The sequence below is a fragment of the Vibrio sp. SCSIO 43155 genome (assembly GCF_023716605.1).
Taxonomy (GTDB): Bacteria; Pseudomonadota; Gammaproteobacteria; order Enterobacterales; family Vibrionaceae; genus Vibrio; species Vibrio harveyi.
Window position 1 is genome coordinate 258,797 of the sequence record NZ_CP071852.1, and the last position, 18,656, is coordinate 277,452.

21 protein-coding genes and 1 pseudogene are annotated in these 18,656 nt (G+C 45.3%); 12 read left to right on the forward strand and 10 right to left on the reverse strand.

Annotated features, from left to right (window positions below; genetic code table 11):
- Positions 1 to 189 precede the first annotated feature (189 nt).
- From J4N44_RS01175 to J4N44_RS01185, 3 genes are all read left to right on the forward strand, one after another.
- Positions 190 to 537: a 5-carboxymethyl-2-hydroxymuconate Delta-isomerase gene (locus tag J4N44_RS01175; RefSeq protein ID WP_203342937.1), complete on the forward strand. Its 348-nt coding sequence runs from the start codon at positions 190 to 192 to the stop codon at positions 535 to 537.
- Positions 538 to 719: 182 nt separating this feature from the next.
- Positions 720 to 1,142, forward strand: coding sequence for a DUF805 domain-containing protein (locus J4N44_RS01180; RefSeq protein ID WP_252044776.1), 423 nt, complete (start codon positions 720 to 722; stop codon positions 1,140 to 1,142).
- 476 nt (positions 1,143 to 1,618) lie between these two features.
- Positions 1,619 to 1,882, forward strand: a complete 264-nt coding sequence (locus tag J4N44_RS01185; protein WP_331443313.1) for a GIY-YIG nuclease family protein — start codon at positions 1,619 to 1,621, stop codon at positions 1,880 to 1,882.
- Here the strand turns inward: J4N44_RS01185 and J4N44_RS01190 are convergent.
- From J4N44_RS01190 to glpX, 3 genes are all read right to left on the reverse strand, one after another.
- Positions 1,879 to 2,223 (reverse strand): DUF3135 domain-containing protein, encoded by a 345-nt coding sequence (locus J4N44_RS01190; RefSeq protein WP_252044777.1) that lies wholly within the window; start codon positions 2,221 to 2,223, stop codon positions 1,879 to 1,881. The two genes, J4N44_RS01185 and J4N44_RS01190, sit on opposite strands and share 4 nt — an antisense overlap.
- 137 nt (positions 2,224 to 2,360) lie before the next feature.
- Positions 2,361 to 2,975 (reverse strand): helix-turn-helix transcriptional regulator, encoded by a 615-nt coding sequence (locus J4N44_RS01195; RefSeq protein ID WP_005446749.1) that lies wholly within the window; start codon positions 2,973 to 2,975, stop codon positions 2,361 to 2,363.
- A gap of 1,463 nt (positions 2,976 to 4,438) precedes the next feature.
- A complete protein-coding gene (gene glpX, locus J4N44_RS01200; RefSeq protein WP_005450587.1) occupies positions 4,439 to 5,446 on the reverse strand; it encodes a class II fructose-bisphosphatase in 1,008 nt (335 codons plus the stop codon).
- 347 nt (positions 5,447 to 5,793) lie between these two features.
- Here glpX and zapB point away from each other — a divergent pair, with 347 nt between their 5' ends.
- Complete coding sequence (gene zapB / locus J4N44_RS01205) at positions 5,794 to 6,036, forward strand: cell division protein ZapB (RefSeq protein WP_005450586.1); 243 nt, start codon at positions 5,794 to 5,796, stop codon at positions 6,034 to 6,036.
- A 97-nt stretch (positions 6,037 to 6,133) separates the two neighbouring features.
- Here zapB and rraA read toward each other — a convergent pair whose 3' ends face one another.
- The 7 genes and pseudogenes from rraA to priA all read right to left on the reverse strand — a co-directional run bounded on the left by rraA (position 6,134) and on the right by priA (position 14,314).
- Complete coding sequence (rraA, locus tag J4N44_RS01210; RefSeq protein WP_005450585.1) at positions 6,134 to 6,661, reverse strand: ribonuclease E activity regulator RraA; 528 nt, start codon at positions 6,659 to 6,661, stop codon at positions 6,134 to 6,136.
- A 75-nt stretch (positions 6,662 to 6,736) separates the two neighbouring features.
- Positions 6,737 to 7,654: a 1,4-dihydroxy-2-naphthoate polyprenyltransferase gene (locus J4N44_RS01215; RefSeq protein WP_252044778.1), complete on the reverse strand. Its 918-nt coding sequence runs from the start codon at positions 7,652 to 7,654 to the stop codon at positions 6,737 to 6,739.
- Between the two features lie 308 nt (positions 7,655 to 7,962).
- Entirely contained in the window at positions 7,963 to 9,294 is a 1,332-nt protein-coding gene (hslU, locus tag J4N44_RS01220) for an ATP-dependent protease ATPase subunit HslU (protein ID WP_009698879.1), read from the reverse strand.
- Between the two features lie 29 nt (positions 9,295 to 9,323).
- Positions 9,324 to 9,875, reverse strand: coding sequence for an ATP-dependent protease subunit HslV (gene hslV, locus J4N44_RS01225; RefSeq protein ID WP_009698878.1), 552 nt, complete (start codon positions 9,873 to 9,875; stop codon positions 9,324 to 9,326).
- Between the two features lie 312 nt (positions 9,876 to 10,187).
- Positions 10,188 to 10,733: an SPOR domain-containing protein gene (locus J4N44_RS01230; protein WP_005450581.1), complete on the reverse strand. Its 546-nt coding sequence runs from the start codon at positions 10,731 to 10,733 to the stop codon at positions 10,188 to 10,190.
- A 165-nt stretch (positions 10,734 to 10,898) separates the two neighbouring features.
- Positions 10,899 to 11,909: pseudogene (gene cytR, locus J4N44_RS01235) on the reverse strand (DNA-binding transcriptional regulator CytR); the annotation flags it as partial.
- A 203-nt stretch (positions 11,910 to 12,112) separates the two neighbouring features.
- Complete coding sequence (gene priA / locus J4N44_RS01240) at positions 12,113 to 14,314, reverse strand: primosomal protein N' (protein ID WP_252044779.1); 2,202 nt, start codon at positions 14,312 to 14,314, stop codon at positions 12,113 to 12,115.
- A gap of 297 nt (positions 14,315 to 14,611) precedes the next feature.
- On the opposite strand from priA, the gene rpmE reads away from it, so the two are divergent.
- The 8 genes from rpmE to rplV all read left to right on the forward strand — a co-directional run bounded on the left by rpmE (position 14,612) and on the right by rplV (position 18,647).
- Positions 14,612 to 14,833 carry a 50S ribosomal protein L31 gene (rpmE, locus tag J4N44_RS01245; RefSeq protein WP_005450576.1) on the forward strand — a complete coding sequence of 74 codons (222 nt, stop codon included), beginning with the start codon at positions 14,612 to 14,614 and terminating at the stop codon, positions 14,831 to 14,833.
- Between the two features lie 456 nt (positions 14,834 to 15,289).
- Positions 15,290 to 15,601, forward strand: a complete 312-nt coding sequence (gene rpsJ / locus J4N44_RS01250) for a 30S ribosomal protein S10 (protein WP_004410492.1) — start codon at positions 15,290 to 15,292, stop codon at positions 15,599 to 15,601.
- Between the two features lie 14 nt (positions 15,602 to 15,615).
- On the forward strand, positions 15,616 to 16,245 hold the full coding sequence (gene rplC / locus J4N44_RS01255) for a 50S ribosomal protein L3 (protein WP_005435072.1): 630 nt from the start codon (positions 15,616 to 15,618) through the stop codon (positions 16,243 to 16,245).
- A gap of 17 nt (positions 16,246 to 16,262) precedes the next feature.
- Positions 16,263 to 16,865 (forward strand): 50S ribosomal protein L4, encoded by a 603-nt coding sequence (gene rplD, locus J4N44_RS01260; protein ID WP_005435074.1) that lies wholly within the window; start codon positions 16,263 to 16,265, stop codon positions 16,863 to 16,865.
- Positions 16,862 to 17,164 (forward strand): 50S ribosomal protein L23, encoded by a 303-nt coding sequence (rplW, locus tag J4N44_RS01265; protein ID WP_004398471.1) that lies wholly within the window; start codon positions 16,862 to 16,864, stop codon positions 17,162 to 17,164. Before rplD ends, rplW begins: the two co-directional genes overlap by 4 nt.
- 15 nt (positions 17,165 to 17,179) lie before the next feature.
- The gene (gene rplB, locus J4N44_RS01270; protein WP_005450574.1) at positions 17,180 to 18,004 is read left to right on the forward strand and encodes a 50S ribosomal protein L2; all 825 of its coding nucleotides are present in this window, start codon (positions 17,180 to 17,182) and stop codon (positions 18,002 to 18,004) included.
- 21 nt (positions 18,005 to 18,025) lie between these two features.
- Positions 18,026 to 18,304: a 30S ribosomal protein S19 gene (rpsS, locus tag J4N44_RS01275; RefSeq protein ID WP_005431614.1), complete on the forward strand. Its 279-nt coding sequence runs from the start codon at positions 18,026 to 18,028 to the stop codon at positions 18,302 to 18,304.
- Between the two features lie 10 nt (positions 18,305 to 18,314).
- Positions 18,315 to 18,647 carry a 50S ribosomal protein L22 gene (rplV, locus tag J4N44_RS01280; RefSeq protein ID WP_005383164.1) on the forward strand — a complete coding sequence of 111 codons (333 nt, stop codon included), beginning with the start codon at positions 18,315 to 18,317 and terminating at the stop codon, positions 18,645 to 18,647.
- Positions 18,648 to 18,656 lie beyond the last annotated feature (9 nt).

An 18,656-nucleotide genomic window follows, 5' to 3' on the forward strand; every position in this document is an offset into this window, starting at 1 on the left:
GATCATGATTGGCGTCATGTCTTATTCGGCTTTCTTCATCTGGTCGGCGCTGCATTAGTTCTGTTATTTTTGTCAAAAGCAATCGATTGGTGATCGCGTAGACAGAATGATAGTCCATTCCTCGGAAAATGCGCCTTAGATTGGTATTACTGTGGGTTAAAAGTTCGCCGTAATAAGAAAGGAATCAAAATGCCAAACTTAGTTTTAGAATATTCCAACTCAGTCGATGAGCGTGTGAATGTTCAGGGATTACTAGAAGATCTACACAAAGTCACCTTGGAGAGTGGTTTGTTCGAGCTTGCGTCCGTCAAATCACGTGCGCTTCGTTGCCACAATTGGTTGGTGGGAGAAGAGGGCGATAGTGTTGATTTCATTCACATCAACTTTGATTTGCTGGCAGGTAGAAGTGCAGAACAAAAACGCGAGTTATCAAGAGCACTGATGCTTGTTTTACAGGAACAAGCGAGTCATGTTCGTAGCTTAACGGTGAATGTGCGCGATATGGATATTGATTGCTTCCAGAAGGTGGTGAACTAGCTCTGTTGCTCGGGTTAAAGTCCAAACTGCCTCATTTAGACATTTAGAGTCGACAAGCTGAAGGCTCTAAATGTGCAGACCTACAGTTTGAAATCTGGTGATGTTTCCCTCTGGGGGGATGAACTTTTCAAACCATGCTGACTCGGCTAATCTATAGCCTTTCAAAATTAGGGTAAAAGTCGATGTCGATTAAAGAGTTATTGTTTTCTTTCCAAGGGCGTATAGGTCGTAAAACTTACTGGATGTGGAACATCATCTACTACATCCTAATCTTAGGTTTTGGTGCGGGCATCAGTAAGTTGTTCCCAGCATTTTCTTATATTCTTCTGCCTATCTTCTTATTGATTCTTCTGCTCCCAGATTTAGCGATAACCACTAAGCGTTGGCATGACCGTAATAAGTCGATTTACTGGCTGGCGTTGAACATCCCATTGATCATTGGTCGAGTTGCCACACCAATGACTAACCCTGCTGCGCAGGACCCATCTACACCGCAAATGCTGATTGCTTCGGTCTCTCTGCTATGTGGTCTATGGATTCTTGTCGAGTGTGGTTTCTTAAAAGGTTCTGTCGGTCAGAACAAATACGGCCCTGAGCCGGAGTAAGGTCTTTAGGTATCGAATTTGCTGGCAGTAGATTCTTAGTCTCGCTGAGGCTCGCTAGAATGACGGATTCCTTTTATTTAAGAGTGACTTAAAGTAACTATGAGAGGGTGTTCTTTCTAAGGTCTCGTACTTGCTGAAAGTAGATTCTTAGTTTCGCTGAGGCTCGCTAGAATGACGGGCTTCTTTTATTTAAGAGTGACTTAAAGTAACTGTGAGAGGGTGTTTTTTCTAAGGTGTTGTACTTGCTGAAAGTAGATTCTTAGTTTCGCTGAGGCTCGCTAGAATGACGGATTTCTTTTATTTAATAGCAAGTTAAATTAACTGTCATTCTGAACAGCGAGGGACGAGCGTGATTCAGAATCTACTCACCGAGTGCTCCGAGTTTGCAGTAAACGACCGAGCTAGTGAATTACAATGGAAAAGCAACCACAGATCATTAAGGAGAATGAACCATCGACAAGGTACCTTGCGTTTACATCCTAACTTCAAAAAATAACTCAGTTCTCTACATTGGTGTTACCAGCCAACTAGCCCAAAGAATATGGCAGCATAAAAACGGAGTCGTTGAGGGTTTTACCAAGAAATATCACGTTCACAAGCTCGTTTACTTTGAGCTGTTTGAAGATATGGCAACTGCCATAAACCGAGAAAAGCAGTTGAAACAATGGAAGCGAGAGTGGAAGTTAGATTTAGTGAGAAAAACGAATCCTGACTTTCTCGATTTATCCAACGAGTTTTAGTAAAAATCATCCCTATCTTTAAACGTTTTCAACTCAACCACATCGGCTTTTTTAGTTGGGGCGGTTTCCCCTTGTAATGCATCTCTGAATTTCACGACCTGTTTCTGCAATTCATTCATTAATACGACATTTGTGTGGTTGGGATTTTTGCAGTTATGAATGACTCTATCGATGTGACTTTGCTGCGCCCACAGTCGAGGTTGCATCTGCTCTGAAGCACCTTCAATCATCTCTTTCGCCATATCGTGACGAAATTGCTCAAAGGCTTCGGGGTCTTGTTCTGCCATTTTTACCATTTCATCGAATGAGGGCAAAACTTGAGGTGTATAACTGTTCGGCATAGCCGCTCCAAATCCATTGGATGTTGCTCCTAGTTACTAAAAGCTTAATCTACATGGAGGATGAGAGCGGATGAATTGTGTCATAGTCTCATTTATAAGAGAGTATGTTCATAATAACGGTTGGTTTGATCGAAGATTTATTGCTGGATTCGGTACACGCAGCGACGTTGACCACTGATGATGTGCTCATCTCGTTCGATTTTGGTTTCGCTACCTAAAAGTGATTGGAAGACATTGAGTTCAGATTGGCACAAACTTGGGCAGCGAGTGGCTGCTTTGCAAATAGGGCAGTGATTTTCGATGAGAATAAACCCATGTTCATCTTTCTCTAGTTCTGCCATGTAGCCTTCTTGCTCACGCAGAGTAACAAGTGTCTGTAACTTGCTTTCCAGAGAGTCGCACTGCTCAAGGTGTTGCTGGTAGTTTTGTAGGGTGAGTTTCTCGCGCTCAGATGTGACTTTCTCCAATCCGTCTTTACCGAAGATGTGCTCTACCGCTTCAATAAACTGAATGGTCAGTTCGCCGTGGCGATCAGCAAATTGCTCATGACCTTTTTGCGTAAGGGACCAATGACGAGTTGGGCGCCCAACTTTGACTTTCACATCATGGATCGACAGGATGCCGTCATCTTCTAAACCTTGTAGATGCTGACGCGCACCCATGGTTGTCATTCCCAGTTCAGAAGAGAGTTGTTTCGCAGTGACAGAGCCATCACGCTTAACGATTTGCAAAATCCTATCTACGGTCTTCATATACCCACCATCTATACATCAGTACATATTATGCTCGATAGGGTTAGTAAAGAAAAGTGTTGACTTAATTTGTGTGTGGATTTGTTGGGTATATGTCGTCATTCTGAACATCGAGGAACGGGCATGATGCAGAATCTATCATCCGTTTGTGCTGTGATTTAAGGTGAATGAGGAGGAGTTTGGGGGCACTGTTATTAGATCCTTAGTCTCGCTTGAGCTCGCTAGGATGACGAACTCTTTTAGTTTATAGCTTGTTAAAGTAATCGTCATTCTGAACATCGAGGAACGAGTGTTATTCAGAATCTATTATCCGTTTGTGCTGTGATTTGAGGTGAGTGAGGAAGAGCTTGGGGGCGCTGTTACTAGATCCTTAGTCTCGCTGAGCTCGCAAGGATGACGAACTCTTTTGGTTTATAGCTTGTTTAAGTAATCGTCATTCTGAACATCGAGGAACGAGTGTGATGCAGAATCTATTATCCATTTGTGCTGCGATTTAAGGTGAATGAAGAAGAGTTTGGGGGCGCTGTTACTAGCTCCTTAGTCTCGCTTGAGCTTGCTAGGATGACGAACTCTTTTGGTTTATAGCTTGTTAAAGTAATTATCATTCTGAACATCGAGGAACGGGCATGACGCAGAATCTATTGTCCGTTTGTGCTGTGATTTAAGGTGGATGAGGAAGAGCTTGGGGGCGCTGTTACTAGATCCTTAGTCTCGCTTGAGCTCGCTAGGATGACGAACTCTTTTGGTTTGTAGCTTGTTAAAGTAATCGTCATTCTGAACAACGAGGAACGAGTGTGATTCAGAATCTATTGTCCGTTTGTGCTGTGATTTAAGGTGAATGAGGAAGAGTTTGGGGGCGCTGCTACTAGATCCTTAGTCTCGCTTGAGCTTGCTAGGATGACGAACTCTTTTGGTTTATAGCTTGTTAAAGTAGTCGTCATTCTGAACAACGAGGAACGAGTGTGATTCAGAATCTATTATCCGTTTGTGCTGTGATTTAGGGTGAATGAAGAAGAGTTTGGGGGCACTGTTATTAGATCCTTAGTCTCGCTTGGACTCGCTAGGATGACGAACTCTTTTGGTTTATAGCTTGTTAAAGTAATCGTCATTCTGAACATCGAGGAACGAGTGTGATTCAGAATCTATTATCCGTTTGTGCTGTGATTTAAGGTGAATGAAGAAGAGTTTGGGGGCGCTGTTATTAGCTCCTTAATCTCGCTTGGACTCGCTAGGATGACGAACTCCTTTGGTTTATAGCTTGTTAAAGTAATCGTCATTCTGAACAACGAGAAACGAGTGTGATGCAGAATCTATCATCCTTTGATTCTGTGGTCTGGAGGAGGAATAAAGCTTAAGAGCTTGCTGGAATTAGATTCTCAGTCTCGCGATTAAAAACGAAGTTTAAATGACTTACCAGAAAAGAAAGGCTCCAATTCAGAGTGAGTGGGAGCCTCGAATACTGCTTAAAGAATGATATCGCGCACTTCTGGATCTTTACGCTCTAGGTAGTGCGTAGACTTGATGCGGCGAATAGTACGACAGCGACCGCGAATCAATAGGGTTTCTGTTGTTGCGATGTTACCTTGACGAGAGATACCTTCCAGTAGGTCACCCTTGGTAATACCCGTTGCAGAGAATACTACGTTGTCGCTGCGTGCCATGTCTTCCATCTTTAGAACCACGTTCGCTTGAACGCCCATCTCTTCACAGCGTTGAAGTTCAGCAGCGCCGTAGATGCGGTTTTCTTCAGTATCGCCTTTTACCTCGTGACGAGGAAGAAGACGACCATGCATGTCACCGTCTAGTGCGCGAATCACTGCTGCCGATACTACGCCTTCTGGAGCGCCACCGATGCAATACATCACGTCTACTTCGCTATCTGGCATACAAGTTAGGATTGAAGCGGCTACATCACCGTCTGGCACTGCGAACACACGAACGCCCATTGCTTGCATCTCTGCGATCACTTCATCGTGACGTGGCTTAGCAAGCGTAATCACAACAAGTGTATCAAGAGTCTTGTTCAGTGCTTTAGCAACGTTTTCTAGGTTTTCTTTTAGAGGTTTACCTAAGTCGATAACGCCTTTTGCACCAGGACCAACAACCAATTTTTCCATGTACATGTCCGGCGCTTTAAGGAAGCTGCCTTTCTCACCGGCTGCTAGCACTGCTAATGCGTTAGATTGACCCATTGCCGTCATGCGTGTGCCTTCAATCGGGTCAACGGCGATATCTACTTCATCGCCACCGATGCCCACTTGCTCACCAATGTATAGCATTGGCGCATCATCGATTTCGCCTTCACCAATAACGATTTCACCACTGATGTCTGTTTTGTTCAGCAAGGTGCGCATAACTTCAACAGCAGCACCGTCCGCTGCGTTTTTGTCGCCACGACCAAGCCATTTATAGCCAGCCAGAGCGGCACCTTCAGTAACACGGGAAAATGCCATTGCTAAATCGCGTTTCATGATGTCTCCAAGTAACAAGAGGGAAGAAGAATTTGCGCGGCGATTCTATCACATCGTAAGTTAAACGTTTGCCTTTTTGCTGAGCTTTTACTTTAACTAAGTTGAATTTGATCAATACTTGGGTGAGTTTTTGGCGTCGTGAGAGCAAATTGCATTGTTCAAAAATGCCTCTAGGATAAGAAAAGTCAGCGTTTAGTGAGATTGCGCTGATTTTTTAACCGAATGATGCGAAATATCGAATATAGTGAGTGTTTCTCGTCGCTACGCTGAGTAGAATGAACCTTATCGGTAAGGTGCAAGCGAACGCTCGCGCATCGTCCCAACGGAATAACAATAGGTAGGCCAAGATGTCTTTTGAAGTACTAGAACAACTAGAAGCGAAAATTCAAACTGCAGTTGACACAATCACTCTTCTTCAGATGGAAGTCGAAGAGCTGAAAGAAGATAAAGTAAAACTTGAAACAGAAGCTAACGAGCTTCGTTCTCAACGTGAAGAGCTAGAGCAAAAATCTCAGCAAGCTCAACAAGAGCACGCACAATGGCAAGAGCGCATTCGTGCACTACTTGGCAAGATGGACGAAGTGGAATAATCCACCTAAGTATCCAGAATCAAAAACACCCGCTTCGGCGGGTGTTTGCGTATTTGGCGATGTTTTTTTAGCGATGCGGCTAGTTGCTAATAAAAGATTAATTTAACTCTGCTTCATCTTCGTCTTCTTCATCGAGCTCTAAGTCTACATTGAGTGGCTCAGGTGAAAGAATGATGCCTGTGCTATCGGCATAGATGTAATCTTCAGGTAGGAAGCTAACACCACCAAAGTTCACTGGTACGTCTATTTCACCAATGCCTTGATTTGCTGCCCCAACAGGAATTGAAGCGAGAGCCTGAATGCCAAGGTTCATGTCTTCCAGTTCGTCCACTTCGCGAACACAACCGTAAACCACAATCCCTTCCCATTCGTTTTCTTCTGCTAGTGTTGCGATTTCTGCATCGATTAAGGCTCTGCGTAAGGAACCGCCACCATCAATCAGCAATACTCGCCCGATACCATCTTGTTCTAACGTTTCACGGATCAGTGCGTTGTCTTCAAAACACTTAATCGTCGTCACTTGCCCGGCAAACGACGCTCGACCGCCAAAGTTACTGAACATCGGTTCAACTACATCTACCTGATCAAGATAGATATCACAGAGTGCTGAGGTATTGTATTCCATAGCGTACCTTTCTAAACAGAAACTGTTGTCTTTGAGTATATCTAGGCATTAAGTCAATGCAATGACAATCCTTTTTTAACTCATCAGAGTTTGAGCTACCACAATTGTTGCAAATAAAACGTTAGTCACCAGTGAGCACTTCACGACAACTGGCATCATAGGTGCAATTTGTGCTGGTTTCTCAGTATCCCAAACGGCTTTTCCGTGGTGGGCTACTACGTAGATGCTGAGCAAGAAGGGTAAGCTGATCCATACCGGCTTGTCTTGAATGAGCAGGTAAGCGGCAAAAGCCAGTAGCGCACCACCAAGCAAAACAAAGTGATACTGCTTGGCTTTACGTTGTCCTAGTCGAACTGCCATGGTGCGTTTGCCACATTCGCTATCATTTTCGATATCACGCATATTATTGATGTTCAGGACTGCTACCGCCAATAAACCACAGCCTAGCGCTGGTAAGAATAACGTCGCATCAACATGACCCGTGTGCAGGAAGTAAGTGCCAGATACACCAAGTAAGCCAAAGAAAAGGAATACTGACAAGTCACCTAGACCAACATAGCCGTAAGGCTTACTGCCCATGGTGTAAGCAATCGCCGCAAGGATGGCAAGAATGCCTAAGCCAATAAAGGTAATGATGCTTTCAAACGAGCTCAGCGCGTAAAACACCAATGTCAGACCGGCAATGGCAGTCAGAATGATGTTGAAGATGATCGCTTTTTTCATTTGATCCGCTGTGACTGCGCCAGACTGCATCGCCCGCTGAGGACCTAAGCGATTGTCGTTATCTGTGCCTTTCACTGCATCGCCGTAATCGTTCGCAAGGTTAGATAGAATCTGCAGCAGTGTTGCTGTGACAAATGCCATCACTGCGATGGTCAGCGAGAAGTGACCTGCAGAGTATGCAAGTACGCTACCGGTCAAAATAGACACTAGTGCGAGAGGTAAAGTTTTTGGGCGAGCGGCTTCAAGCCAGATCTGCAATGATTGTTTCATGGATATTTCGTGCTAGTAACCAATGTGCCCAGTATAAGCACAAAGCGCTCGATGCGCTATTGACTTGAAACAACTCAATTAAGACTCAAGGACTTATAGAGAAGGAACACAGTTTCCATATTTGAGGCAATAAAACAGCGCTCTTTCATGAAGAGAAGAGGGCGATGCACGCGATGATTAGAACCATAGCCACGCCTGAATTCGCTAGGATGATGAACTCTTTTGGTCTAGAGCTTGTTAAAGCTACCATCATTCTAAACGAAAAAGCCCAGAAACAAGGTTCTGGGCTTTGGCATGATAGATTACAATTAAAGAATAAAGCGACTTAGATCTTCATCTTCAATCGTATCGCCTAGACGATCTTTCACGTAAGCCGCGTTAATCACGAACTTCGCACCTGATTGCTCTGCTGCGTCGTAAGAAATCTCATCCATCAAACGCTCCATCACAGTATGCAGACGACGTGCACCGATGTTTTCAGTGGTTTCGTTTACTGTCCATGCTGCTTCTGCGATTTGCGTGATGCCATCTTCCGTGAATTCTACATCCACGTTTTCAGTTTTCATCAGCGCAACGTACTGTTCTGTCAGAGATGCTTTTGGCTCAGTTAGGATACGTTTGAAGTCGTTGCTGGTCAGCGCTTCAAGCTCAACACGAATTGGTAGACGACCTTGCAATTCTGGGATCAGGTCAGAAGGTTTCGCTACTTGGAATGCGCCAGAAGCGACGAATAGGATGTGGTCTGTTTTCACCATACCGTGCTTCGTTGATACCGTGCTACCTTCAATAAGAGGCAATAGGTCACGCTGAACACCTTCGCGAGAAACGTCAGGGCCTGAGCTTTCACCGCGCTTACAAATCTTATCGATCTCATCGATGAATACGATTCCGTTGTTCTCTACGTTGAAGATGGCAGACTCTTTCAGCTCTTCTTGGTTCACCAGTTTCGCTGCTTCTTCTTCCGCCAATGCTTTCATCGCGTCTTTGATTTTCAGCTTGCGTTTTTTCTTGGTATCGCCAGCGAGGTTTTGGAACATACCTTGTAGCTGGTTGGTCATTTCTTCCATACCAGGAGGCGCCATGATCTCGACACCCATTTGCGGTGCAGCTACATCGATTTCGATTTCTTTGTCGTCTAGCTGACCTTCGCGCAGTTTCTTGCGGAAGACTTGGCGAGTGTTCGATGTATCTTCTTTCTGCTCTGTTTGACCCCAAGCATCACGTGCTGGTGGTAGTAGGGCATCAAGAATACGCTCTTCGGCTTGCTCTTCAGCGCGGAATTTTACTTTTTCCATCGCTTGTTGGTGAGTCATCTTCACAGCAACATCGGTCAGATCGCGGATGATGGTTTCCACTTCTTTACCTACATAGCCCACTTCGGTGAACTTTGTTGCTTCGACTTTGATGAAAGGTGCGTTTGCCAGCTTAGCAAGACGACGAGCGATCTCTGTCTTACCAACGCCAGTTGGACCAATCATAAGGATATTCTTTGGCGTTACTTCGACACGCAAGCTTTCTTCAAGCTGCATACGACGCCAGCGGTTACGTAGTGCAATCGCAACCGAACGTTTTGCTTTGTCTTGACCAATAATGTGGCGGTTCAGTTCATGAACGATTTCGCGAGGAGTCATTTCAGACATATTCTTTCCTTACTTCGTTACGATTACGCTTAAGCCGTTGGCTTAGGAAGCTCTGCTGTAGATTCTAGCTCTTCTACAGTGTGATGATGGTTGGTGAATACACAGATGTCGCCAGCAATGTTCAGTGCTTTTTCTGCGATTTCTCGCGCGTCTAGATCTGTGTTTTCTAATAATGCGGTTGCTGCTGCTTGCGCGTATGCGCCGCCAGAGCCAATGGCGATAAGATCGTTTTCTGGCTGAACGACATCACCGTTACCAGTGATGATCAGTGAAGCAGTTTCATCCGCAACGGCCAGTAGTGCTTCTAGTTTGCGAAGTGCGCGGTCGCTACGCCAATCTTTTGCTAACTCAACGGCAGCCTTAGTAAGGTGACCTTGGTGCATTTGCAGCTTGCTTTCAAAGCGCTCGAATAGGGTAAAGGCATCCGCAGTACCGCCAGCAAAACCAGCAAGAACTTGGTTGTTGTATAGGCGGCGAACTTTACGTGCGTTGCCTTTCATTACGGTATTGCCTAGCGACACTTGGCCATCACCCGCGATGACGACTTTATTGTTTCGACGTACAGATACAATGGTAGTCACAGTCGACCTCTTAATTATTTCTCTTTGGATTTAATTAAGTATATGGGGTAAGGGATTCGGGGATTCAAGGGGAAGGTGTTTTTCGATTGCAGACATTACGTTTTGTCATTTTGGACAAGGAAGAGAGCAGGGTGTTTGGCGAGGGGCTGGTGTATACGAACGAGTTGGGTATATAGCCTATATAGTGAAACTGAACTGGATTCGTGGTGATGAATGATCTTGAGTCATTCCCTAGCGTGAGAATGAGCAGCACTCTCCAATAAAAGAAAAGACCAACCGATCACTCGGTTGGTCTCTGCATTAATGTATCAATTAAAGATTCTCTTTCCAAATTGCACATGGCTCGATCTTCGCGCGTTGCAACTTGTGGCGATCTTTCTCTGCGTCTCGTTTGAACTTGTATGGACCAAGAACAACACGGTACCAAGAGCTTCCGTCTTTCTTAATGACACGGCTCGTAATACCTTGGAAAGCAATCGCTAGCTTACGTTCTTCAGCTTGGCTCTGTTTTTTGTAAGCGCCACATTGCATCACATAAGGGACTTTTGATACTTCAACTTCTTTGGCAACGACTTCCACTTCACGCTTCGGTAGAGATTCCACGTATTCCCACTTTTCTTCTGGTGGGGGCGGTAACTCTTTCTTCGGCTTTGGTTTGCTGGTGGTCACTGGTTCCTGTTTCGCAACGGGTTGTTTCGGTTCAGGATCATTGCTGAGTAGATATAAGCCGTAGCCAAAACCGCCCACAAGCAGGATTGCTAGCAGACCACTACGCCAAGGTTTCTTTCTGGAAGGTTGTTTTTTTGTCGACTTCTTCGGAGCGCCGCGTCCGCGTCTTACATAATCTCTATTTGCCACGGTTACTTCTGGTCATCAAGGATTCTGGCAAATATGTTAATCCAGAACGCGACGAGAAAACACCCTATTCACGTAATCTTGTTAGCTACGTACAGGATAGGCGTAAAAAAACGACGCTAGATGCGTCGCTTTCGTTTCTATTTATGTTGTAGATTCGCTTACTGATTAGCGCAAAGGTGGTGGCGCTGCACTACCACGCACAACTAATTTAGTTTCAAGTAAGCGAGAGCCTGAGTGCACGTCGTGACCTTTCAGTAGCTCTAGCATCATTAACATTGCTTGGCGACCAATCTCATAACGTGGTTGAGAGATGGTGGTTAACGGTGGATCGCAGTATTGCGCGAATTGAATATCATCAAAGCCGACAACCGATAAATCCTGCGGAATACGCAGACCAAGACGTTTCGCTTCTTGGATAGCACCAATCGCCATGGTGTCGCAGTGACAGAATAGAGCGGTTGGTGGTTCAGGCAATTCGAGAAGTTTGCGTACGGCTTGAACGCCACCTTCGAAAGAGAAGTCAGCCACAATGCTGTATTGCTCTTCTTTACTAATACCAGCACGGCGAAGTGCTTGTTGGTAACCTTGTTGGCGGAACTGGCACAGCACCGCAGTATCTGGACCGGAGATCTGAGCAATACGCTTGTGACCAAGTTGCGTCAGGTAGTTCACGGCTTCAAATGCAGAGGTCAAGTTATCGATATGCACCGTTGGTAGTTCCAGCTCAGGAGCGAATTCGCACGCCATGACCATTGGTGGTAGGTTTTTCTGCTCTGGCTTGCTGACATCGAATGGTAAGTCGGTACCCAGTAGTAACATGCCATCAGCTTGCTTGGTGAATACTAAGTTTACGAATGAGCTTTCGCGCTTTTTCTGCTGACCGCTATCGCCAAGAAGAACTAGGTAACCGTGTTCCATTGCTGCATCTTCGATACCGCGAATGATTTCAGAGAAATACGGATCGCATATGTCCGGTACGATAGTGACAATGGTCTTTGATTCATTTCTACGTAAATTACGAGCTAATGAATTCGGTGAATAACCAGCTTCAAGTACGGCATCTTCCACTCTCTTTCTTGTTGATGAAGAGACTTTTTCTGGATTCATTAATGCTCGCGATACCGTAGCAGTAGATACCCCTGCAAGCTGGGCAACATCCTTCATTGTCGCCATAGTTTTTACCCTCTTAAAATATTCGCCAAGATGACGTGAGTCATTGTTCTAATTGAAGCCTATGTGACTGATCCACTTTAGACTTTACTAATTTGAATAGTCTATTCATTTCTAAAGGGAAAGTTACGGTCTGTTTAACAAAAATTGCAATCCTAATGTGATTTGACTCACATTAGAAGGTAATTCATTACATAGTTAAACGTTTGCTAGCTGAGATCCTGTGGTTCTATGTCTAAATTCCAGCGAACTTTCTTGGCATTTGGCAACAACTCAATAGCAGGTTTTGCACTGGTTAATAACTTTTGCATCAATGAGCGATGCTGAGTTTGCAGTAACAACTGCCAACGATATTTCCCGGCACGCTTAGCTAATGGTGATGGAGTCGGCCCCAAAACCATGCAGGAACCATCAAATAATGGGTGTGACTCAAGAGTGAAGCGAACCTGACGCAAAAAGTCTTCGACCAACTCGCTTTGGTTAGCTTCCGCTTTAAATAGGGTTAAGAAGCTGTAAGGTGGAAGCTGAGCCAACTTACGTTCCTCTAGTGCTGTCATGGCAAAGTCACGATAGTCTTTCTGTAATAGAGACTGAAGCAAGCTGTGCTCAGGGTGGTGAGTCTGTAAAATCACTTCGCCAGGTTTGCTTGCACGACCAGCACGCCCCGCAACTTGAATGAACAATTGCGCCAGCCTTTCCGAAGCCCGAAAGTCACTACTATATAGAGAGCCGTCCACGTCCAGCAGCGCCACGAGCGTCACGTTCGGGAAGTGGTGACCTTTCGCCAGCATTTGCGTACCGATCAGGATTTGATATTCGCCTTTACGAATCGACTCGAGAGCATCTTCCAAGCTGCCTTTACGTCGAGTACTGTCTCTATCAATACGAATCGCTTTGTATTCAGGAAAGAGCTTGGCAAGTTGCAGCTCCAGTTGCTCTGTCCCAACTCCAACGGTTACTAGTTGAGTGGAGCCACAACCTTGGCATTGATGAATCACGGGTTGTTGAGACCCGCAATGGTGGCATCGGATCTCATTGCTGTACTGGTGAAAGGTATAGTAGGCATCACAGCGCTTACACTCTGCTGTCCAGCCACACTCATGACACATCAACGCAGGAGAAAAACCACGGCGGTTTAGGAACAGCATGACTTGGTTGCCAGAATCGAGGTGCTTACGCATTTCAGCGATCAGAGGGGCAGATAAGCCACTGTCTAGGTAAAGCCCTTTAACATCCAGTACTTTATTCGTTGTTGGTACCGCAGAGCCTGCTCGTTGGGTCAGCGTTAAGTGGTGATATTTACCAGAAAGTGCGTTGTGCAGTGTTTCTAAAGCAGGTGTCGCAGAACCAAGTACGATGGGTACTTGTTCTTTATGTGCTCGCATTACAGCGACATCGCGAGCGTGGTAGCGCAGGCTGTCTTGCTGTTTGTATGAAGAGTCATGCTCCTCATCGACAATAATAATGCCAAGGTCAGCAAAAGGGGTAAGCAGAGCAGAGCGTGTTCCGATGATGATGCCAGCTGCTTTGTCTCGCGCTGAAAGCCAAGCATTGAGTCGCTCAGTATCATTCAAACCAGAATGAATCACGTCCACAGGAACATTGAAGCGATGCTTAAAGCGATTGATGGTTTGCGGTGTTAAGCCGATCTCCGGCACTAAAACCAACGCTTGTTTGCCTTTCTCAAGCACTGGCTTGATCAGGTTTAAGTAGACTTCGGTTTTCCCCGAACCGGTAACGCCCTCTAATAAATAGCAGGCAAATCCGGTTTGGCTATTAACACTGGCGATTGCCAGAGCTTGTTCATGGTTAAGCTTGGGCTTCTCAACTTCACGCTCAACTTGCTCTCCCCACTTGGTGATCTCTGGTTTCTTTTCAATACGTTCAATCCAGCCTTTTTCCTCTAAAGACTTGAGCACTGAAGATGGTATTTCTTGATCACTAAACTCTTGATGTGGAATGGGACCGTCAATCAACATCTGCAGAGCACGCTGCTGTTTAACCGCGCGACCAAGCCCCTGCATAAGTTTATCTTTGCCTGAAGTGGTAATTTGCCACTCGTATAAGGTTGAGAAGTCAGCAGGTTTGCCTTTTCTTAGGGCGGCAGGCATAGCATTGTGTAAGGTATCGCCAAGAGGATACTGATAAAACTGACTACACCAAGTAAGCAAAGAATAGAGCTTCTCTGACCAAACGGGTTGGGTGTCTAATACAGCTTTAAGTGGCTTAAGTTGCTCTTTAGGAAAGTCAGAGTGATTAACCATCGCGGTGACAATTCCAACTAAAGTTTGACGCCCAAAAGGTACAGAAACTCGCCCACCAATGATCGGAAACAGATGCCCGGGAATGGCATAATCAAACTGTTTGTCGAGAGGGACTGGCAGTGCCACTCTGGCTATGGATGGACGCATAGAATCTTTACTATATAAAAGAGGGAAGAGGGCTATAGTCTATTAAAACGCACTAAGAAATTCGAGTGATCGGTATTTAATGAGGGTAGATTCCTCTCAGTACTAAAGTACTGGTGAAAAAAGTGGCGAAAAAATTGCCAAATGTGTTGATCCTAACTTAGTGATTCATTACTATACTGCGCCTTGAGATATGGCTTCGGCGATTGGTCGATGCGGTATCGCACTTTTTATTATTAATTACGTGTGGTGTGCGGCTTAGACTCGTATAGCGACACGGCCTACAATTGAGGTTATCCCATGAAAGCTGGTATCCACCCAGAATACAAAGCAATCACTGCTACTTGTTCTTGCGGCAACTCTTTCGAGTTCAAATCTACTCTAGCGAAGGAATCTATCCACCTAGACGTATGTGACAAGTGTCACCCATTCTACACAGGTAAGCAACGTATCGTTGATACAGGCGGCCGTGTTGATCGCTTCAACAAGCGTTTCGGTGCACTATCAAGCGGTAAGAAATAATAGCAGACGCTATTACGATTACAGTTTAAAAAAGGACGCTTCGGCGTCCTTTTTGTTTATTGGCTAGCGCAAAAGTAGGGGAGAATCGAGCGGCTAAAATTTGTTCGATTATTTTTCACTCGGCTATTGCATCCTAAAGTGTGATCTGTATAATGCAGCGCACTGGTTAAGCCAGTTGTGAACCAATGAGCAATGAGGAGCGAGTAAATCTTCGGATTTACGAGGTAATGTAGACTCAGCTTATGTTCGCGGTTAATACAATTAGCTATCTTTTCTTCGGAAAAACTATCCCCAGAGGTGACTCTGGTATGTAGGGGTAGTTAATCGAAAATTAACTGACAATGCGTCCTAATCTTGGATGCTACGGTTTCACATAAATCAATCGGCATTCTCTCGTCTTTACGAGTCTGAGTGGCGATATTGTTTGTGTAATTTTTAATATTGGAGCTCTGTCTCATGCAGAACCAACGTATCCGTATCCGCCTAAAAGCATTCGATTACAAACTAATCGACGCTTCTACAGCGGAAATCGTTGAAACAGCTAAGCGCACTGGCGCACAGGTTCGTGGTCCAATCCCACTACCAACTCGTAAAGAGCGTTTCACAGTTCTTATCTCTCCACACGTTAACAAGAAAGCACGTGACCAGTACGAAATCCGTACTCACAAGCGTCTAATCGACATCGTTGAGCCAACAGACAAAACTGTTGATGCTCTAATGCGTCTAGACCTTGCTGCGGGCGTTGACGTTCAAATTAGCCTAGGTTAAGGGAGATTAGAAGAATGATTGGTCTAATCGGTCGTAAAGTGGGCATGACCCGCGTATTTACTGAAGACGGCGTTTCTATCCCAGTAACAGTTGTTGAAGTTGAAGCAAACCGTGTTTCTCAAGTTAAAACTCTTGAGACAGATGGCTACGCTGCAATCCAGGTAACTGCTGGTTCTAAGAAAGCTAACCGCGTAAACAAAGCTGAAGCAGGTCACTTTGCTAAAGCTGGCGTTGAAGCTGGTCGTGGTCTTTGGGAATTCCGTTTGGAAAACGGTGAAGAGTTCGCAGTTGGCGCTGAGCTAACAGTTGAACTATTCAACGAAACTAAGAAAGTAGACGTTACTGGTACATCTAAGGGTAAAGGTTTCCAAGGCGCTGTTAAGCGTTGGAACTTCCGTACTCAAGATATGACTCACGGTAACTCATTGTCTCACCGTGCACCGGGTTCAATTGGCCAATGTCAAACTCCAGGTCGCGTATTTAAAGGCAAGAAAATGGCAGGTCACATGGGTGCTGAGCGTGTAACGACTCAAAACCTAGAGATCGTACGTGTTGACGCTGAGCGCAATCTGCTTCTTATCAAAGGTGCAGTACCAGGCTCAACAGGTGGCAACGTGATCGTTAAACCAGCTGTTAAAGCATAACGTCTCAGGAGTAAGTAATGGAACTAATGGTTAAAGGTGCTGATGCACTAACTGTTTCCGAAACTACTTTCGGACGTGAGTTTAACGAAGCTCTTGTACACCAAGTAGTTGTTGCGTTTGCAGCAGGTGCTCGTCAAGGTACACGTGCTCAAAAAACACGTTCAGAAGTTTCTGGCGGTGGCGCTAAGCCATGGCGTCAAAAAGGTACTGGCCGTGCGCGTGCTGGTACAATCCGTAGCCCAATCTGGCGTACAGGTGGTGTTACTTTTGCTGCGAAACCACAAGATCACAGCCAAAAAGTAAACAAAAAAATGTACCGCGGTGCTATGAAGAGCATTCTTTCTGAGCTAGTTCGTCAAGAGCGTCTAATCGTTGTTGATAACTTCTCAGTTGAAGCGCCAAAGACTAAAGAGCTAGTTGCTAAGCTTAAAGAGCTTGAGCTAACTGACGCTCTAATCGTGACTAGCGAAGTAGATGAGAATCTATTCCTAGCTGCTCGTAACCTATACAAAGTTGACGCACGTGACGTTGCTGGTATCGACCCAGTTTCACTAATCGCGTTCGACAAAGTTGTAATGACTGCTGAAGCAGTTAAGCAAGTTGAGGAGATGCTAGCATGATCACTGAAGAGCGTATCCTAAAAGTTCTACGTGCTCCGCACATCTCTGAAAAAGCAACTATGGCAGCTGAGAAAGCGAACACTATCGTTTTCAAAGTAGCTAAAGATGCAACTAAAAAAGAGATCAAAGCAGCTGTAGAAAAGCTTTTTGAAGTTGAAGTTAAGTCTGTAAATACTCTTATCACTAAGGGTAAGACCAAACGTCAAGGTCTACGCCAAGGTCGCCGCAGCGACGTTAAGAAAGCGTACGTTACTTTGAAAGAAGGTCAAGATCTTGACTTTGTTGGCGGCGCGGAATAACAGGAGTAGTTAAGAATGGCTATTGTTAAATGTAAGCCGACTTCCCCTGGTCGTCGTCACGTTGTTAAAGTTGTTAACGCTGACCTACACAAGGGCAAGCCATACGCACCACTTCTAGAGAAAAACTCTAAGAACGGTGGTCGTAACAACAACGGTCGTATCACAGTACGTCACATCGGCGGTGGTCACAAGCACCACTACCGTGTAGTTGACTTCAAACGTACTAAAGACGGTATCCCAGCGACAGTTGAGCGTCTAGAATACGATCCAAACCGTAGCGCAAACATTGCTCTAGTTCTTTACAAAGACGGTGAGCGTCGCTACATCCTAGCACCTAAAGGTGTTCAAGCTGGTGATGTTATCCAATCTGGTGTTGATGCACCGATTAAAGCTGGTAACACTCTACCAATGCGTAACATCCCAGTAGGTTCAACTGTACACAACGTTGAACTAAAACCTGGTAAAGGTGGTCAGCTAGCTCGTTCGGCTGGTGCTTACGCTCAAATCGTTGCTCGCGACGGTGCGTACGTAACTATCCGTCTACGTTCTGGCGAAATGCGCAAAGTTCTTTCTGAAGGCCGTGCAACAATCGGTGAAGTTGGTAACTCTGAGCACATGCTACGTGAACTTGGTAAAGCTGGTGCTTCACGCTGGCGCGGCGTACGTCCAACCGTACGTGGTGTAGTAATGAACCCGGTTGATCACCCACACGGTGGTGGTGAAGGTCGTACTTCTGGTGGCCGTCATCCAGTATCTCCTTGGGGTATGCCAACTAAAGGCTTCAAGACTCGTAAGAACAAACGCACTGACAAGTACATCGTACGTCGTCGTAACAAGTAATCTATATAAAGAGGAATCGCCATGCCACGTTCTCTCAAGAAAGGTCCATTTATTGACCTACACTTGCTGAAGAAGGTAGAGAAAGCGGTGGAAAGCGGAGACAAAAAGCCACTTAAGACTTGGTCCCGTCGTTCAATGATCATCCCATCGATGATCGGTTTGACCATCGCTGTCCATAATGGTCGTCAGCACGTACCTGTTTTCGTAACCGAAGAAATGATCGGTCACAAACTAGGTGAATTCGCACCAACACGTACTTACCGCGGTCACGCTGCGGATAAGAAAGCTAAGAAGCGTTAAGGAGTAAATAATGGAAGCTATTGCTAAACATAACTTTGCTCGCATTTCGCCTCAGAAAGCTCGCTTAGTTGCGGATCTAATTCGTGGTAAATCTGTTGACCAAGCTCTAGAAATTCTAACGTTCAGCAACAAAAAAGCTGCTGCTCTAGTTAAGAAAGTTCTAGAGTCTGCTATCGCTAACGCGGAGCACAACGAAGGTGCAGATATTGACGATCTGAATGTCGCAAAAATCTTTGTAGATGAAGGCCCAACCATGAAGCGTATTATGCCTCGTGCTAAAGGTCGTGCGGATCGTATCTTGAAGCGTTCAAGCCACATCACTGTTGTTGTAGCAGATCGCTAGAGACTAGGA

Coding starts and splice junctions, on each gene's coding strand:
- J4N44_RS01175 (WP_203342937.1), top strand. CDS start 190: ATGCCAAACTTAGTTTTAGAATATTCCAACTCAGTCGATGAGCGTGTG.
- J4N44_RS01180 (WP_252044776.1), top strand. CDS start 720: ATGTCGATTAAAGAGTTATTGTTTTCTTTCCAAGGGCGTATAGGTCGT.
- J4N44_RS01190 (WP_252044777.1), bottom strand. CDS start 2,223: ATGCCGAACAGTTATACACCTCAAGTTTTGCCCTCATTCGATGAAATG.
- J4N44_RS01195 (WP_005446749.1), bottom strand. CDS start 2,975: ATGAAGACCGTAGATAGGATTTTGCAAATCGTTAAGCGTGATGGCTCT.
- glpX (WP_005450587.1), bottom strand. CDS start 5,446: ATGAAACGCGATTTAGCAATGGCATTTTCCCGTGTTACTGAAGGTGCC.
- zapB (WP_005450586.1), top strand. CDS start 5,794: ATGTCTTTTGAAGTACTAGAACAACTAGAAGCGAAAATTCAAACTGCA.
- rraA (WP_005450585.1), bottom strand. CDS start 6,661: ATGGAATACAATACCTCAGCACTCTGTGATATCTATCTTGATCAGGTA.
- J4N44_RS01215 (WP_252044778.1), bottom strand. CDS start 7,654: ATGAAACAATCATTGCAGATCTGGCTTGAAGCCGCTCGCCCAAAAACT.
- hslU (WP_009698879.1), bottom strand. CDS start 9,294: ATGTCTGAAATGACTCCTCGCGAAATCGTTCATGAACTGAACCGCCAC.
- priA (WP_252044779.1), bottom strand. CDS start 14,314: ATGCGTCCATCCATAGCCAGAGTGGCACTGCCAGTCCCTCTCGACAAA.
- rpmE (WP_005450576.1), top strand. CDS start 14,612: ATGAAAGCTGGTATCCACCCAGAATACAAAGCAATCACTGCTACTTGT.
- rpsJ (WP_004410492.1), top strand. CDS start 15,290: ATGCAGAACCAACGTATCCGTATCCGCCTAAAAGCATTCGATTACAAA.
- rplC (WP_005435072.1), top strand. CDS start 15,616: ATGATTGGTCTAATCGGTCGTAAAGTGGGCATGACCCGCGTATTTACT.
- rplD (WP_005435074.1), top strand. CDS start 16,263: ATGGAACTAATGGTTAAAGGTGCTGATGCACTAACTGTTTCCGAAACT.
- rplW (WP_004398471.1), top strand. CDS start 16,862: ATGATCACTGAAGAGCGTATCCTAAAAGTTCTACGTGCTCCGCACATC.
- rplB (WP_005450574.1), top strand. CDS start 17,180: ATGGCTATTGTTAAATGTAAGCCGACTTCCCCTGGTCGTCGTCACGTT.
- rpsS (WP_005431614.1), top strand. CDS start 18,026: ATGCCACGTTCTCTCAAGAAAGGTCCATTTATTGACCTACACTTGCTG.
- rplV (WP_005383164.1), top strand. CDS start 18,315: ATGGAAGCTATTGCTAAACATAACTTTGCTCGCATTTCGCCTCAGAAA.